General features: G+C 53.3%; 18 protein-coding genes. 10 read left to right on the plus strand and 8 right to left on the minus strand.

Annotation, left to right across the window (positions count from 1 at the left end; translation table 11 throughout):
* Nucleotides 1–191 precede the first annotated feature (191 nt).
* Entirely contained in the window at nucleotides 192–932 is a 741-nt protein-coding gene (locus tag TSP01S_RS07280) for a tetratricopeptide repeat protein (protein ID WP_231848542.1), read from the plus strand.
* A 12-nt stretch (nucleotides 933–944) separates the two neighbouring features.
* Here the strand turns inward: TSP01S_RS07280 and TSP01S_RS07285 are convergent, their stop codons facing one another.
* From TSP01S_RS07285 to TSP01S_RS07310, 6 genes are all read right to left on the minus strand, one after another.
* A complete protein-coding gene (locus TSP01S_RS07285) occupies nucleotides 945–2054 on the minus strand; it encodes an AAA family ATPase (protein WP_041077432.1) in 1110 nt (369 codons plus the stop codon).
* A gap of 173 nt (nucleotides 2055–2227) precedes the next feature.
* Complete coding sequence (gene hcp, locus TSP01S_RS07290) at nucleotides 2228–3523, minus strand: hydroxylamine reductase (RefSeq protein ID WP_041077433.1); 1296 nt, start codon at nucleotides 3521–3523, stop codon at nucleotides 2228–2230.
* A gap of 382 nt (nucleotides 3524–3905) precedes the next feature.
* Nucleotides 3906–4259 carry a hypothetical protein gene (locus TSP01S_RS07295; RefSeq protein WP_144380649.1) on the minus strand — a complete coding sequence of 118 codons (354 nt, stop codon included), beginning with the start codon at nucleotides 4257–4259 and terminating at the stop codon, nucleotides 3906–3908.
* Entirely contained in the window at nucleotides 4259–4504 is a 246-nt protein-coding gene (locus TSP01S_RS07300; RefSeq protein ID WP_041077435.1) for a hypothetical protein, read from the minus strand. Before TSP01S_RS07300 ends, TSP01S_RS07295 begins: the two co-directional genes overlap by 1 nt.
* Before the next feature lie 275 nt (nucleotides 4505–4779).
* The gene (locus tag TSP01S_RS07305; RefSeq protein WP_231848543.1) at nucleotides 4780–6090 is read right to left on the minus strand and encodes an MFS transporter; all 1311 of its coding nucleotides are present in this window, start codon (nucleotides 6088–6090) and stop codon (nucleotides 4780–4782) included.
* Between the two features lie 31 nt (nucleotides 6091–6121).
* Complete coding sequence (locus TSP01S_RS07310; protein ID WP_041077436.1) at nucleotides 6122–7000, minus strand: MBL fold metallo-hydrolase; 879 nt, start codon at nucleotides 6998–7000, stop codon at nucleotides 6122–6124.
* A gap of 88 nt (nucleotides 7001–7088) precedes the next feature.
* On the opposite strand from TSP01S_RS07310, the gene TSP01S_RS07315 reads away from it, so the two are divergent.
* Both TSP01S_RS07315 and TSP01S_RS10185 read left to right on the plus strand, forming a co-directional pair.
* Nucleotides 7089–8621, plus strand: a complete 1533-nt coding sequence (locus tag TSP01S_RS07315) for an L-lactate permease (protein WP_041077437.1) — start codon at nucleotides 7089–7091, stop codon at nucleotides 8619–8621.
* Between the two features lie 10 nt (nucleotides 8622–8631).
* Complete coding sequence (locus TSP01S_RS10185; protein ID WP_070098363.1) at nucleotides 8632–9513, plus strand: lytic transglycosylase domain-containing protein; 882 nt, start codon at nucleotides 8632–8634, stop codon at nucleotides 9511–9513.
* Nucleotides 9514–9540: 27 nt separating this feature from the next.
* On the opposite strand, the gene TSP01S_RS07325 is transcribed toward TSP01S_RS10185, so the two are convergent.
* Complete coding sequence (locus TSP01S_RS07325) at nucleotides 9541–9750, minus strand: DUF2922 domain-containing protein (protein ID WP_041077438.1); 210 nt, start codon at nucleotides 9748–9750, stop codon at nucleotides 9541–9543.
* A 15-nt stretch (nucleotides 9751–9765) separates the two neighbouring features.
* Nucleotides 9766–9960 (minus strand): DUF1659 domain-containing protein, encoded by a 195-nt coding sequence (locus tag TSP01S_RS07330; protein ID WP_052463548.1) that lies wholly within the window; start codon nucleotides 9958–9960, stop codon nucleotides 9766–9768.
* A 311-nt stretch (nucleotides 9961–10271) separates the two neighbouring features.
* On the opposite strand from TSP01S_RS07330, the gene TSP01S_RS07335 reads away from it, so the two are divergent.
* From TSP01S_RS07335 to hisF, 7 genes are read left to right on the plus strand one after another with little or no spacing between them, the layout of a single operon-like run.
* Entirely contained in the window at nucleotides 10272–11117 is an 846-nt protein-coding gene (locus tag TSP01S_RS07335; RefSeq protein ID WP_052463549.1) for an ATP phosphoribosyltransferase regulatory subunit, read from the plus strand.
* A complete protein-coding gene (gene hisG / locus TSP01S_RS07340) occupies nucleotides 11105–11740 on the plus strand; it encodes an ATP phosphoribosyltransferase (RefSeq protein WP_041077439.1) in 636 nt (211 codons plus the stop codon). The genes TSP01S_RS07335 and hisG overlap by 13 nt, the downstream gene beginning before the upstream one ends.
* Complete coding sequence (gene hisD / locus TSP01S_RS07345) at nucleotides 11715–13004, plus strand: histidinol dehydrogenase (protein ID WP_041077440.1); 1290 nt, start codon at nucleotides 11715–11717, stop codon at nucleotides 13002–13004. The genes hisG and hisD overlap by 26 nt, the downstream gene beginning before the upstream one ends.
* Entirely contained in the window at nucleotides 13001–14035 is a 1035-nt protein-coding gene (gene hisC / locus TSP01S_RS07350) for a histidinol-phosphate transaminase (protein ID WP_041077441.1), read from the plus strand. The genes hisD and hisC overlap by 4 nt, the downstream gene beginning before the upstream one ends.
* The gene (gene hisB, locus TSP01S_RS07355) at nucleotides 14032–14628 is read left to right on the plus strand and encodes an imidazoleglycerol-phosphate dehydratase HisB (protein ID WP_041077442.1); all 597 of its coding nucleotides are present in this window, start codon (nucleotides 14032–14034) and stop codon (nucleotides 14626–14628) included. Before hisC ends, hisB begins: the two co-directional genes overlap by 4 nt.
* Before the next feature lie 20 nt (nucleotides 14629–14648).
* On the plus strand, nucleotides 14649–15374 hold the full coding sequence (locus TSP01S_RS07360; RefSeq protein ID WP_041077443.1) for a HisA/HisF-related TIM barrel protein: 726 nt from the start codon (nucleotides 14649–14651) through the stop codon (nucleotides 15372–15374).
* Entirely contained in the window at nucleotides 15367–16131 is a 765-nt protein-coding gene (hisF, locus tag TSP01S_RS07365; protein WP_041077444.1) for an imidazole glycerol phosphate synthase subunit HisF, read from the plus strand. The genes TSP01S_RS07360 and hisF overlap by 8 nt, the downstream gene beginning before the upstream one ends.
* Nucleotide 16132: the final 1 nt, after the last annotated feature.

The following is a 16132-nucleotide window of genomic DNA, read 5'->3' on the forward strand; positions in this document are numbered from 1 at the left end:
GGATTGTGGCAATTTTTCCAAATATCGTTTCGATACGAAACGATTCAGGCTTAAAAACGTTTCACAGTGAAACGGATTTAGTCGTTGCTGGACGCAGGTGATTCATCGGCATGGAAAGATATAATAAAACTGAAATCGTCGGGTCTCAAAAACCGTCATCGTGTTTCATCTTCATGAAGGGGGGAACTTCTGTGAAGAAGGGCTTGCTGGTGGCGGTACTGCTCTTTGCGGTGTTCATCTTCGCATCGTTCGAGAAAGAAATGAACCAGCTGTTTTACGAGGCGAGAAGGGACAGAGACGTGGCAAAGATGGAATGGATAATCAAAACGATCGAAGCCAGAAGTGATTTGAAGAGTAACTCACTTTTGCTCACGATACTGGCGGACTGTTATCTGGAGTACGGAGACTGGGGCGTTTCGAAAGAACTGAAGGAAAAGACCCTCGAGCAGGCGAGAAAATACGCGGAAGAAGCTCTGAAGCTGGACGGCAACAACGGTAGGGCGAGCTACGTAGCCGGTGCGGCGATCGGAAGACTGGCTCAGTACAAAGGAATCGTCCAGAGCCTGTTCATGCTCGGTGATTTCGACAAATACATAAACAGGGCGATCTCTCTCTTGAACGAAAACGATGAAGAACAGAGACTGTACAAAACCTTCGCCCTGATCGCTTCAGGAATGAGGTACAGAGACGTTCCCTGGCCACTGAACGATTTCAAAAAATCTGAAGAACTGCTTCTCGCCGCGGCACAGCTCACACCGAACTATCCGAACGTATATCTGGAACTCGGTTTTCTCTATCTGAAGACGAACAAGAAAGACAGGGCGAGAGAGATGTTCCAGAAAGTCGTGGTGGGTGAGCCACACCCACTGTTGGTAGGAACACACAGAGAAGCTGTGAAAACGGCTCAAGAAGAGCTCGAGAAGTTGAAATAGCGGCCGGACCTTTTAAAGGTTCATCCTTCTTTGAATGTATTTTTCGAACAGAGGATCGGTTATCAGATACTTGCCCCTGGCTATCTTTTCGACGATGCCGTACTCGCTCAGAACCCTGATCGTTTTGTTCACGATCGCGGGGTTTGGAATCTCGTACTTTCTCAAGGCGTCCTGGCTGAATATGTCCTGACCTTCCATGGAGAGGAGTGCGAGGACGTTCTTCGCGTAGCGATAGCCGAGCTGGTCGATGAGCGCATCGTAGCTGTAAGCTTCACGGTCTAAAAGAGCTTCGAAGGATTCACGGACGATCTCAACCGTTGCAGTGTTTTCGGTTCTGTTCCAGACTTCGAAGCAGAGGAGCTGGAAGAAGTAGGGATGACCCCGGGTGAGCTCGTAGATGAGATCGGCGGCGTCGTCGCTCAGGTTCTTGTGAGAGTTTTTGAACTTACCCTTCGCGTACGCGATGCATTCGTCTTTTGGAAGGTAGGTCTCTATGTCCAGTCTGAGCGCGGAGCGGAACAGCGTGCCGGAGTTGTGGAAGAAGAGTTTTTCGAGCATGTGCCGCCTCGAACCGGCGAAGATGAAAGACACTCTGTTTTCGGATTGAAAGAAGCTTCGGAGACTTTCTGGAAGGTTCGCGTGGATCCTCTCGTACTCCTGAAATTCGTCGATTATCACGATCACTCTCTTCTTCAACGTTGAAGCCAGGCTGGAAAGGAGATTGTAAGATTCGTTCAGCAGCGTTTCGTCGTCCACCTCCGGTGAGAGGCTGAAGGTGACGTTTTTGAGCGCGACCGTGAACGAAACGTACCTCGCGAGGTTTTTGAGATATCTGCTCACGAATGCCACGGGATCTTTCGCCTTCAGAATCTTGAAGGACCTGTCTATGATCTGCATCGCGAAACCTTTGAGCGAGATCACTCCGAAAAGGTCCACGTACACGACCGTGTGGGGCGTCTCTTCAGCGAACCTGTGAAGAAGCCAGGTCTTGCCGAACCTTCTCGGAGCCAGAAGGACCAGATTGTTCCCGCTCTCGCTCACCTGCTTCATGTACGCGAGCTCTTTGTCTCTGTCTATGAAATGTTCCCTGCTGTACTCTTTGCCCACCTTGAACGGGTTCATAACGTTCGCCCCTTCGTTAGAAGCTTTGTCACGCTGTGATTCTACCACGGATGGATTGTTTTAAACCATACGGTTTAAAAGATTTTGTACTTATCGGTTAGTAACCAGAGCGGCAAAATGTTCAAAAGGGAAAATAAAAGGGCGGCAAAAGCCGCCCTTCAGAGAGAATGTCTTCAAGATTTCAGGATCGCTTTGATGTCTTCTTCTGGATCGCTGATCAATCTGAGATCGTAGCTGGTTTTCAGGATGTTCAGTATCTCCTCGTTGATCCAGGCAGGTAGCACCGGACCGATGTATATACCCTTGATACCCAGCGCGAGCAGCGTCCAGAGAATGGCCACCGCCTTCTGTTCCATCCACGTGAGAACGAGCGTCAGCGGCAATTCGTTGATTGGCCTGTTGAAAAGCTGTGACAGAGCCTGGGCTATCTCGATGGCGACGATCGTGTCGTTGCACTGTCCGACGTCTATCAGTCTCGGAACACCGTCTATTTCACCGAAGTCGATGTCGTTCAGCCTGTATTTTCCGCAGGCAAGGGTGATGATGACGGTGTCCTTCGGCAGCTTCTGAGCGAACTCTCTGTAATAGCTGCTTTTGCGCATGGGCGTATCGCAACCGCCTATCACGAAGAAGTGCCTGATCTTTCCAGATTCGACCAGATGCTTTATTTTGTCCGCCAGGCCCAGCACTGATGTCACCGAGAAACCGGTTGTGATTTTGTAGTTACTCGGCCTTTCTTCGAGCTCGGGCAGAGAGAGCGCCTTCTCTATGACGGGAGAATAATCGTAACCGTCTATGTGTCTCACGTTTGGCAGCCTCGCGATGCTCGTCGTGAACATCCTGTCCCTGTAAGCCTCTGTGGGTATGAGGACACAGTTCGAAGTTCCCAGGATGGCCGCCGGAACCTTCGCGAACAGGACTCTCTGGTCGTGCCACGCACCTCCAAGGTTTCCTGCGAGGTTTTTGAACCTCCTCAATCGTGGATAACCGTGCGCGGGCAACATCTCCGAATGGGTGTAGACGTACACGTTGGTTCCTTCCACCTGCTTCAAAAGCTCCTCGAGCGCCTTCAGATTGTGACCGGTGACGATGATGGCATGACCCTTCTTCGTTCCGGTTTCCACCTGTGTCGGTGTTGGTTCACCGTAGGTTTCTATGTGGGCCTTCTTCAAAAGCTTCATTACCTTGTAGTTCATCATGCCAGCCTCGAGGGAGAGCTGAACATAACTTTGGGCGTCGAAATTCACGTTTGTGAGAGTTGAGTAGAGAGATCTTGCGAAGAACGCGTCGATCTCTTCGTCCTTGTAACCGAGTTCTCTGGCGTGGTAGTAGTAGGCCGAAATACCATCCAGAATGTACAGGAGGTTGTCCTGAAGCCTTGTCACCGTCGGGCTCTTACCGCAGACGCCAACCTTCGTGCATCCTTCGTTGTTCAGAGCCTGCGAGCACATGTAGCAGAACATGTCCATCCGAAAACACCTCCCTTGGGAATTTCTTCACAAAAATGATAGCACAAAATTTCGACCATTTCAATATGTATTTCTATGCTCAACAGCACCGTCTCTGCATTCTTACAGGGTTTTCAGAGCTCATAGATGACCATAACTGTGGTAGGATTCTTTGTCAGCCTGGCTAACAAGCTTGCCGTAGAGATTCAGCCTACCAGCTGAGCGATCTCTCGCACGCCGAGTACGCAATGAGAAACTTCATGGAACAATGAGTTGCTCACAGTTCACTTTTAGAAAACTGATCGGCATGGGACTGGACATTTTTGATCGAACCGCCGGTGGAAGAAGAATTCATAAAAACAAAAGCCCCCTTGCGGGGGCTTTCTTGCGTTTGAACCGTCTTTCAGCAGTGAAGGATCGAGCTGTCGTAGAGGTCCAGAGCTTCGTCTTCCATGAGATAGACAGTAGCCTGTTTTCTTTCCTTCGCGCAGGTGAACGGATGGTTGTTGTGATTCGGGGCGTATTCGCCGTTGAAGAGCATCGCCTTCAGTTTGAGAGTGACGTAGTGGTAGATGTATTTGTCTTTGTCCATCTTTCCTTCTTTGTAGGTTCTCAGCGCCATGAGCAGGAGGTAGTGACACGTCTGGAGCAGATCCTCGTAAGAGATTATGAAGTAATGGTACTTTTTCCAGAACTGGTTGCAGACCATCCTGACCGTCCCCTCGTATTCTTGCCAATCAGCGTAACGTTCGCTCATCAAGCGGCATTCTCCTTCCACAGCGTCTTGTTCAGGACCTTCACGATGTTGTCGATCATGAAGTCGAGCACGAAGTCGAACACGGGCTGTGGCATCGGCACTTTGATGTTGAAATCGTTCAGGAACTGATAGACCATCTTCTTCACTTCCTGTTTCTTGTTCGCACCGTCCTTCGGCCTCTCCACGAGACAGACTCCCAGCATGACGATGCGGCCGATGAGGTTGAACAGTTCGAGCACGTTCATACAGCTCACCTCCTTCGGGTGGGTTTGACGATCCCTGGCGGGAGCTCCCACTTTATATATACGAAAGTATACATGAAGAGTCCGCAACGACTTCTTTCCTAAAAGGTTTCGTTGCGCTCAGCGTGGAGGATCGAAACAACGATCCTTCGCTTCTGAACAGAAAAAGAAGCTGTCAGAAAGGATGAAGCGGTTCAGGGAAGATCGAACGGAGTCCTTCGGGGTGATTGTTCACCATGGGAGTATACTTATGTATACACATGGCTTCGAACGCCACGTTAACTTCGTGCTTGCTCTTTTCGCCTTGGGTCTGAGATGAACTTCAAAAGGAAGAAGAAGTTGAACACACCGATCGCACCCGTCAGGGCCATGGGGAGTGTGTAACCGAAGCTGTCTGCGAGCTTGCCACAGATCAGCGGTGCGAGGAAAGAGAACGGGGCGGTCAGAAAGTACAGCGAACCCATGTAGAGTTCCTTGCGCTTGCCGGAAGTGAGATCCAGCGTGATCGCCATGCCACCCACGTTGCCCGTCGTGTTCACGATGCCCATCAACCCGTAGACCACGTAGGCTTGGCTCAAGCGTGTGCAGCTGATCGTCAACGCGAGCGCCACCACGTAGACGATCTTGTTCACGAGCAGGTTGACCTTGTGACCCTTTCGATCGCCGAGCGGACCGAAGAAGAACGAAGAGATGCCCTGTGAAGCCATGACGATCGCGGTGAAGTTCGCCGCCGTGTCGTCCGGTAAGGACAGTTTCTTCAAAAGGTACACCGTTACGAAACCGCTCGCACCGAAGGTGAAGCTACTGATGATCCTCTCGAACAGAAAGTTTCTGAAGTTCCTGTCCGTGAAAACGTTCTTCATGTTCCTGAAGTAGTTGATCACGGGTTCGTCTTCGTGGAGCTTCGGATCGGGCACTTCCCTCGTGAGTGCGAGGAAGAAGAAGGAAGCCATGAAGAAAAAGAAGGCCGTGAGGAAGACGTAACCGAAGTTCTGCGGGAACGGGTTGCTGGCGAGCAGATTCTTCGCGATCATCGAACCTCCTATGCCCAGGATCGCACCCATACCACTACCCATGGCGAAGTACGTTCCGCGCCTTCTGGCATCGATCACCTTCTCTATCATGCTCATCCAGGGTGGACCGAGGAAGCCCATCGTATACACTGTGAGTGCCATCATCAACGTGGCCAGATACAGCGAGAGCCTCGCAAAACGAGAGGCCAGGAAGAAGCTGATCAGCGCGAGGAACAGATAGGGTAGTCTCTCTCCCATCGTGTATTTGAGAACGAGGTTCAGCTTCTTCGCGGAGCGTTCGGCCATCTTCGCGCCCCAGATGGCGGGAATGCCCCAGCCGAGGTTGATGATCGCCAGGATCAAACCCAGTTCCACGTTCGACGCCCCCAGGTTCTTCGCGAAGACGGGAAACAGCGTGAACATGGAACCCATCGCCATGCCAACATTGAAGAGCGCGTTGTCGGTGCAGTTGACGATGAAGTTCCAGCGATAGTCTTTTTCAGTGAGCCTTTCTGGTGTGTGGCGGTCCAACAGCGATTTCACCAGACTCAACGCACACGATCTGTTCGCCTTCAAAACTGAACACCTCGAGGAAGATTATAACGTTTCAGGCTCGAACTTTCCAGAGCAACACGTTTTCTTTGAACACCGTTTCGACCATGTTTTCGCTCAGGAGATAGCTCAGATACGCGTGAACGGTGGACCTGTAGAGGACGAACTGCACGAGGTTTTCGATTTTCACACCGAACGCATCGAGCAGCTCTTTCAAAAGACCTTCCGCGGTGAGCGGGGTCTTCAAAAGCTTCAGGATGCGTTCGACAACGTCTTCGACCGTTTTTCTGTTGATTTCGAGCAGATCTTTTATGTCGCTCGTTGCCTCTCCGTGGGACGGGACGTAGAGATCGTAGTTTGAACGGCTCAGAAGATCGAGCGTTTCGAGGAACTTTTTCACATCGTACACGACGAAGATTCTGTGCTTCTCGATCGCCGATTCAGAGAAAAACGCGTCTCCACAGAAAAGGACGTTGTCCACAGCGACGCCGATCTGGTTCACCGAATGCCCCGCGAGCGGAACGATGTTCAGAGTGACGTCTTCAAGCTGCAGCGGTCCTTCTTCGAGCGTCCCGTCGACGGTGCAGGGTTTCGCCATGAGGAACTTGGTGCGCAACTGCTCTGGGGGTGACGCAGTGAAGAGATAGAAAGGCTCCAGGATCGGATCTTCGATGATGTGCGATTCTATCCCCGGTGCGAGGATCTTCGCGGAAAACTGCTTTCGAAGATAAGAGTTGCCGCCACAGTGATCGGCGTGGGAATGGGTGTTTATGACGAACCTTACAGGCTTTTCCAGTTCGCGGCACAGCTTCTTCGCCACAGATTCGTCTATGCCGCTGTCGATCAGCAGGCTGGAGTGCGACGTGTAGACGACACCGATGTTCACAGGATTCGGCGCGTAGAACACGCGTTCCTTCAACCGCTTCAAGCCCATAGTTCACCTCGACAGTTCAGGATCATTATACAACTCGAACCGTTCGAAGAATGCACGATCGCGTTATCATCTCTCTGGAGGGTGTCTCTTGAGCGGTGTTCTCGCCTTCAGTCCGGTGGTCGTGGTGTTCTTGCTGCTGCTTTTGACGAAGGCGTCGGTGTTCACAGCGGGGCTCGCCGGTTATCTTGCAGCCGTTGTGCTCGCGCTCAGCTATTTTTCAACATCGCTGGAAGTGGTGCTCCGCTCGACGATCGCAGGATTTCTGGCTTCGCTTCCGGTGTCGATCATCGTGGTCGCATCTCTATTCCAGCTCACGCTGATGGAAACTGCCGGGGCGATGGGTACGATCGTCGAGTTTTCGAAAAAACTCTGCGAAAAAGACAAAGTGTTTCAGATCCTGATCATCGTCATCGGGGTGGGTACGTTGCTCTCTTCCGCCGGTGCGGTGCCCGTGACCGTGATCACACCGATCCTGGTGGCGCTGGGTTATTCACCCGCGGCGAGCATCGCGCTCTCCGCTCTGGGATACGACGCGCTCTGCACCTACACGATCTTGGGCGTTCCGCTGGTTGTGTACGCGGAGATGGTGGAGACGGACCTGATCACGGCCGCGAGATACTTTCTGCCGTTCGTGGGGATCGTGTCGGTCGCGATCTCGCTGGCGGTGCTTTATCTGGCTGGGGGGATGAACTTTCTCAGGCGCGGTTTTCTCTTGACAATCCTGGTCGGTGTCGTGTCACTCCTCGGTGCGATGGCTGGAATATGGATCGGGGCACCGGTGCTGACAGGTTTGATCACCGGGTTCCTGATCGTTGCGAGTCTGTCCATCGTCTACAGGTTCAGGAATCGCACACGCATCGTCGCTGAGGGACTGGATGTGAAGCGTCTGCTGGTCGCTTCGTCACCATGGCTTTTGCTCATATTCTTCATCGTCTTCGTGAATCTCGTAAAGCCCGTGCACGAACTCTTCTACCAGAAGTGGTCGATGCCGATCGATGTGTTGAAAGGAAAAGCGGTACACCTGAGAGTTCTGTGGCAGGCGTACACGTGGATCTTCGTGAGCGCCCTCCTGGCGGTCTTCATCTACCGGGTGGATACAAGACAGCTGAGGGAGATCTTCACCAAGACGAAGAAGAGGGTCGTTCAGCCTTTCTGGTCAGCGACGATCTTCTTTCTCATCGCCTACGTGATGCTGCATTCTGGTTATGAAATGACACCGCACGGACTGAAACTGGTCCAGATCGAGAAAAACATGATACACGCGATGGCGGTCTCTTCCGCGAAGCTGTTTGGAAGTTTCTATGCGTTCTTCACACCCTTTCTGGGCGTGCTCGGAGGCTTCGTGACGGGTACGCAGACTTCTGCGACGGCGATGTTCGCGCGCTACACTTTGGAGACTTCGAAACTTCTGGATCTCTCAGGCTTCTACATGGCGGCGGCCGTAGCGTTCGGCAGTGGGCTCGCGTCGGCGATATCGCCTTCGAAGCTTCAGAACGCGGCAGCATCGATCGATAAGATAGGTGAAGAGAAGAAGGTCCTGCCACGGAACGTCCTGATCGTTCTTTCGATGGCGCTTTTGACAGCCATCGTCGCGTACACGCTGAGAAGACAGTTCGTGTGAGGTGTGAAGGTTGAAAAAATTGCTGTGGCTCTTTTCTCTCCTGTGTCTGAACCTTGTTCTGGCGAATCCCTTAGTGCTTCTGAACGAACCTGCAAAGGGTGTCTCTGTCACGTACCAGCCCGAACAGTTCAGGCTCACGGTGCTTTTGCCGGTGGTTCACCCCGTCGCACCGATCGACTGGTTTTTGCCCAAAGACAGCGCGAAAATTCTCAAAGGCCTGATCGGCGTGGAATCGAATTTCTTCGTCCACGCGGTTTCCGAAAAGGGTGCGATGGGTCTGACCCAGCTGATGCCAGCGACGGCGAAAGAGCTCGGCGTTCCGAACGCCTTCAACGTGTTCTCTTCGATCGATGCCGCGAACAGATATTTGAACCAGCTGTTTGCAAGATTCAGCAGCGTTCAGCTCGCGCTCGCCGCCTATCACGAAGGACCGGGCAGGGTTGAAAGGCAGGGACCGAGCACGGAGGGGATCGGCTACGCTCAAAAAGTTCTGACACGTTCGCGGCAGCTTGAAGGTAAAACCATCTTTTTGAGAGACGTGACCTATTTTGAACCGTACGTCGAACTGGGGAAAGACGTTTCAGGCGGGCTGAACGTTTATCTGTCACTGCTCGGTGCAGGCTACGTGGTGGGTGGGTTTGAGGTTTCGAACAGTATTTCGCACCAGGTACTGTTCTATCCAGCCATCACGCACGATTTCAGCTTGATCATCGGAGAGAAAGATCTCAAACTGGTTGGGGGATTTCTCTACAGGAAGGTTCCGAACTTCGGATTTCAGGTTCTTTTCGGCGAGAAGGATTTCGATGCGAGTGGGATCGTGCGCGTGTGGAAGTTCTATGTGACGGCGGGCTTTTCCAGCGGAAAGCTACGCGTGGGAATGATCTTCAAATGAAGAAGGCCCCCTCGCGGGGGCCTTCGTTCAGAGCAGGTTGAAGAACTCGTTCGTGGTCGTTTCGACTATCGCCGCTCTGTCTTTGACGTAACCAGACGGGATCGCTCCGAGACTTATCAACGCGTCCATCGCTTGAGACACCTGTTCGCTCGTGAGATCCAGCTTCGGGTTGGGTATGGTGATCCTGCGTCTTTTTCCATCGCTCTGGTTCACGAAATCGAGGAAGAGTCTCTTCATACATCACACCTCCTTTTAGACGACCTGGACGGTGGTGATCAGATAGGCTTCCTGGACCGTGTAGTTCGTGAGCGAGTCGATGACGTTGGTGATCTGTTCAGCCTGAACCATCGTGACGGAATCTTCCACGGCGAAGCTGGCGCGTCTGAGGATGGGCCTGCCCGATTCGTTCACCTCGCCCGTGTTGTAAACGAGCCTGAGCTGTTTCATAACAGCACCTCCCTTCGGTTTTGGGAGCGCTCCCACTTAATAGATACGGAGGTGAGCTGTTACCAGAAGGAAACGGTTCTTTGAAGATCGCCCCTTGACACGCTCGAAGTCCCGTGGTATCTTATAGCCAAACAGGTGAGTGCGCATGGGCGTGGTTGAAGGGTTCTATAACAACGTTTTGAATCTCGTTCACCATCACGTGTTCGACCCGGTAGCTTCTCCACCGGGCGTTGCGTGATGGTGGAACGTTGAGAGGCTACCGGGTCACATCCGAAAGGGTGTGACCCTTTTTCTTTTAAGGAGGGACTTCGTTGAGAAAGCTCGACAGATTGATCCAGAACTTCATGCAGACGTGCGTGCGGAACGAATTCGAACTGTTTCTCAGTCCGGAGACGGAGCCGATGAAGGATCTGTCCCGGATCGGGAACGATGTCGTCTTCTTTCAGGCGAGGAACGGGCAGCTGTTCAAGCTCAGAAACGACTACACCGCTTCGATCGTTGAGTTCTTCAACAGGAACGTGCCTGATTCCCTCAGGGTCTGGTACTCGGGCTTCGTGTACCGTTACGATCCACTGGGACAGATTCAATCTGTCTACCAGCTCGGAATCGAGAAGATCCCGTACGTTTCGTTCGAGGACAACCTCGTGGTTCTGAAGATGCTGGTCGAATCGATTCTCTCTTCTCTGACGGACGAGGTGCTCGTCGAGATAGGCGATTCCAGGGTGATAGAAAGATGCGTTCGGCACGTGCCAAGGAGTTTCAGAAAAAAGCTCTTCGAACTCATAGACAGAAAGGACATCTCCGAGCTGGAGCTGTTCGCTTCCCTGAACGGTCTGGATCTGTCCGAGGTGCTGAAACTCGTCGAAGCGAGCTTCACGAAAAGGAGTGTGGACCAGCTGAAATACTTCGAACTCGAACCCTCGATCGGGGAAGAGATCGTGGAGGTGGTGGATTTCCTCTCGAACTTTCCCGGGGTGCGCGTCGAGGTTGACTTTTCCATAGCGAGAACCGTGGAAGAGTACGACGGGCTCACGTTCACGATCTTCGATCTGAGAGAACCCGCGTTGATCGCCGCCGGTGGCAGGTACAGCGTGAACGAGAAGGTGCTCGGTGTGGGCGGAACGATCTTTCTGGAGGAGAGAGCATGGTCAAGGTAGCGCTGGCGAAAGGGAGGCTGGAAGAGGAGGCGTTCCCCTTTCTCGAAAGGTGTGGCTTCCGGTTCGAAGAAAAGGGCGAGAGGTCGCTGATCGTCACGGACATCGAGGAAAGCTTGAAGATCTTCATCGTGAAACCTGCGGACGTTCCAACGTACGTGTCCAGCGGTGTGGTGGACGTGGGCATCTGCGGCACAGATTCGATCGTCGAATCGCAGCTCAAACTGATCCAGCCGATGAAACTCCCCTTCGGGAAGGCGAAGATGGTCGTGTCTGGCTTCGAAGGTTTCAAAATGAAGAACGGCAGCGTGACCGTGGCGACGAAGTTTCCCGTGAGCGCGAAGCTGTACTTCGATTCAAAAGGTGTGGATGTGAAGATCGTCAAGTTGAACGGTTCCGTTGAACTCGCACCGCTCGTGGGTCTGGCACCCCTGATAGTGGACATCGTTCAAACCGGAAGGACGCTGAGGGAGAACGGGCTCTCGATTCTGGACGAGATCTATCCCATCAGTGCTGTCGTGACGCTGAACGACGTTTCTTACAGGATCAAGCGTGGAGAGATCCTGAGATTTTTAGAACGGCTCGAAAGGGGGTGCGGGCGTGAGGATCTTGATAGAACCCGCTGAACGGCAGCTGCTCGAGATACTCGAAGCGAGAAGGCTGGACTTCGCGAACATCGAAAAGACGGTGAGAGAAATAGTGGAAGACGTGAAGCACAACGGACAGGCCGCGCTGGAAAAGTACATCGCGCTGTACGAGAAATGCGCCTTGAAGGATGAACAGATCCTGGTCAGTGAGGAAGAACTTGAGGCCGTAAAGGTCGAGGAAGAGTTCAGAGATCTGTGCGAAAAGCTCATCGAAAGACTCGAAAGGTTCCACTCGATGCAGCTGCAGGCTTCTCTGTGGAGTCTGACTTCTCACGGCTCTTTCGTGGGGTGTCTGATGAAGCCGATCGAGAGCGTCGCGATCTACGTGCCCGCCGGCAGGAAGGTGTACTTCACGACGCTACTCATGTGCGCGGTGCCGGCGAAGATAGCGGGGGTCGAAAGGATCGTCGTGGCATGCCCACCGAACGAGGATGGAAAGGTTCCAGATCGAATACTGTATCTGTGCAGAAGATTGAACATTCGAGAGATCTACAAGGTCGGTGGGGCACACGCGATCGCGGCCCTGGCCTACGGCACGGGCATCGTGAAGAGGGTCGACAAGATCGTCGGACCGGGGAACGCGTACGTATCGTGTGCGAAGAAGCTCGTGTTTGGAGATTGCGGGATCGATTCCGTGGCGGGACCGACAGAGCTTCTCATCGTCGCCGACTCCACCGCGAAGCCTGCGTTCGTGGCGGCGGACATGCTCGCACAGGCGGAACACGACGAGATGGCCATGAGCGCGCTGATCACGGACGACGAGAACCTGATGGACGGAGTGCTCGAAGAACTCGCAAGCCAGCTCAACTCTCTGAGCGAGCCGAACAGGTCCGTGGCGAAGGTTTCGCTCGAGAAGAACGGTCTCGCGATACTGCTGAAAGATCTGAAAGACGCGATCGAGGTGGTGAACCTGCTGGCGCCGGAACATCTCGAACTGTTCGTGGAAGATCCCTTCTCCTGGCTGGGCAGGGTGAGGAACGCGGGTTCCGTCTTCGTTGGCAACAGCTCCGCCGAGGCGTTCGGTGATTACGGTATCGGACCGAACCACGTGCTCCCCACACTGCAGAACGCCAGGTTCGCTTCCGGTTTGAGCGTTCAGGACTTTTTGAAGAAGATCTTCGTGACCGTGGTGAGCGAAGAAGAGGTGCGAGAACAGGGCGAATTCTACGCGCGGCTGGCGAGGCTCGAAGGTTTCGAAGCCCACGCACGCTCGATCGAAGCGAGAATGGGGGGAGCAAGGTGAGTTTCAGTTCGGTCGTTGAAGAGATCAGAAAGAACGTAGAGGCGTACCGGTCTGAGCCGAGGACTCTCACGTACCTTGCGCTGAACGAAAATCCCTATCCTTTTCCGGAAGAACTGGTGCGGGAGTGTTTCGAACGGATCGACGCGAGCAGGTTGCCGACCTACGTCGATTCGCCGTCGGAAGAATTTTTGAACGAACTGGTCGACTACGTTTCGATCGGAGGATGGAAGGCGCAGAAAGAACAGATCAGCGTCGGAAACGGTGCCGATGAGATCATCTACGTGCTTTTGAGCATGTTCAAAGATCTTTCAATCTACGTCTTTCCACCGACCTACAGCTGTTACGAGATCTTCGCCAGCGCCGTTGGCGTGAAGCTGAACAGGGTGCCGCTCGCTGGTGAGAGGATCGATCTCGAGAGGTTGAAAGACCTCAACGAGGACTGCGTAGTTTTCCTGCCGAACCCGAACAATCCGACGGGACATCTCTTCACGGACGAAGAGATCTTTCGGCTTTTGAACAGCGGTGCGCTCCTCGTTCTCGACGAGGCTTACTACGAATTCTCTGGCAGGACCTACGCACCTTTGATAGAGGATTATTCCAACCTGATCGTCGTTCGAACCTTTTCCAAGGCCTTCGGTCTGGCGTCGCAGAGGATAGGCTATCTCATCGCGAACACCGCACTGATCGACGCCTACAACAGGATCCGACTACCTTACAACGTGAGCTATACAGGACAGCTCTTCGCGACGGTCGCGCTGAAGAACAGACGCATCTTCGAAGAGAGAATAGAAAGGATCGTCGAAGAGAGAGAAAGGCTCAAGAGTGCACTGCGAAGGCTCGGTTTCAACGTGAGCGATTCGAAGGCGAACTTCGTCTTCGTCTATCTGGATCAGAAAGAGGCCGAGAGGATCCATCGGGCGTTGCTGGAACGCGGAATAACCGTGAGGAAAACAGGTTGGGGGCTTCGAATCAGTGTGGGACAGACGCAGCAGAACGACCTTGTGATCGAAACGCTGGAGGGATTAATGTGAGGCTGGAAAAGAAGGAAAATTCCTGTTCTATCGGGCGTGAAACTCAAGAGACCGCCATCGAGCTAAAGCTCGTCGAGGATGGAAAAGGAACTTTCTCTGGCTCGAGCAAGATCGGATTTTTGGACCACATGCTGAAGACCTTCTGCAAATTCTCGACGCTGTCTTTGAACGTGGAACGTTTCGAGGCGGATCTGCACGTGGACATGCACCACGCGGTTGAGGATCTTGCGATCGTGCTGGGCATCGCTTTCAGAGAGCTCTTCGATTATTCAAAGATCGCGCGTTTCGGTCACGCGATCGTCCCGATGGACGAAGCTCTCACTCTGTGTTCCATCGATTTTTCAGGAAGGGGTTTTCTGAACTTTCAGGTGTTCTTCGAAACGGAAAGGATCGGAGAGTTCCCCACCGAGCTCATCGAAGAGTTCTTCAGAGCCTTCGCGATGAACGCGAGGGTCACGCTCCACATCGTGAAAATGTTCGGGAAAAACTCGCACCACGTGGCAGAGTCCATCTTCAAAGCGTTCGGCATGAGTGTCAAAGAAGCGATCAGGAAAGTTGAATCCGTTCAGAGCACGAAGAACGTCATAGATTGACCGTGAAGGAAGGTGGGGCGATGCTCGTCATTCCCGCGATCGATCTTTACGAAGGGCGCGTCGTGAGGTTCGAGAAGGGCAGGAAAGAGAACTGCCGTTTTTACGAGCTCGATCCGATTGAGCTTCTGGAAACCTTCGTGTGGGAGGGTTTCAAACTCGTGCACGTCGTCGATCTTTCTGCGGCGATCGATGGTTCGAGGTCGAACGAAGCCGTTTTGAAAAAGATCGCGAGCAAGGATCTGGCGCGCTTCGTTCAGCTGGGAGGTGGGATAAGGGACGTTGAGCGTGCGCTGAAACTCAAAGAGATGGGTTTTGAAAGACAGATCCTCAGTTCCGCCCTGGTCGAAAACCCATCGCTGGTTCGTGAACTGCTCGCGCGCGGTGTGGACGTGATCTTCTCTCTCGACACGTCGCAGGGTAAGGTACGCGTCAAAGGGTGGAACGGTCAGAGCGATGTGGACGCGATCGAGCTGCTCGAAAGGCTGAAAAATTTCGGTTTGAGGCGGGTGGTACACACCGACGTGGACGCAGACGGCACCATGAAGGGTAGAGATCTGCGGTTCACACGGAAGCTCGCGATCGAAACACAGCTCGAGTTCATCGTGGCTGGAGGTGCAGGTTCAGTGGAAGATCTGAAGCGTGTGAGAGAGCTTTCTTTCGAGGTTCCAAACGTGGTCGGACTGATCGTTGGAAGGGCGTTTTACGAGGGAAAAATCTCTCTGGAGGTGATGAGAAGCTATGTTTAAGAGAATCGTGGCGTGTCTGGACGTGAAGGACGGTAAGGTCGTTAAAGGAAGACAGTTCGTGGACTTCGTCTATGCGGGTGATCCATTACAGCTCGCCGAGAAGTACTGCGAAGCTGGCGTGGACGAACTGGTGTTTCTGGACATCACCGCATCTCTCGAATCGAGAAGAACGATGATCGAGCTGGCGAAGAAGGTCGCTGAAAGGGTGAAGGTACCCTTCATTGTCGGTGGGGGAATCAGGGACGTTGAGACCGCAGCGGAGTTGATCTATGCGGGTGTGGACAAAGTGAGCGTCAACACCGCGGCCATAGAGAATCCGAAGCTGATCGAACAGCTCGCATCCAGGTTCGGACCTGAAGCCGTCGTGGTCGCTGTGGACGCCAGGAAGGCCGAGACAGGTTACGAAGTGGTCGTGCTCTCGGGCACGAAGGCTACGGGGATGAGGCTGGAAGAATGGCTGAGGATCGTTCAGGACCTGGGAGCGGGTGAGGTGCTCTTGACGAGCATAGACAGAGACGGGACGAGAGAGGGCTTCGATCTGGAGATGATCTCGAAGGCGAAAGAAGTTTTGAAGATCCCACTCGTGGCTTCGGGCGGTGCGGGAAGGAAGGAACATTTCCTTGAAGCGTTCAGAGCCGGTGCGGACGCGGCGCTCGGCGCTTCGGTGTTCCACTTCGGATTGATCGACATCGCCGAGCTGAAGAGGTATCTTCTTGAGAACGGTGTGAAGGTGAGGCTCAGCGCGGGGGTCGGATGAT

It is taken from the genome of Thermotoga caldifontis AZM44c09, from assembly GCF_000828655.1.
Classification (GTDB): domain Bacteria; phylum Thermotogota; class Thermotogae; order Thermotogales; family DSM-5069; genus Pseudothermotoga_A; species Pseudothermotoga_A caldifontis.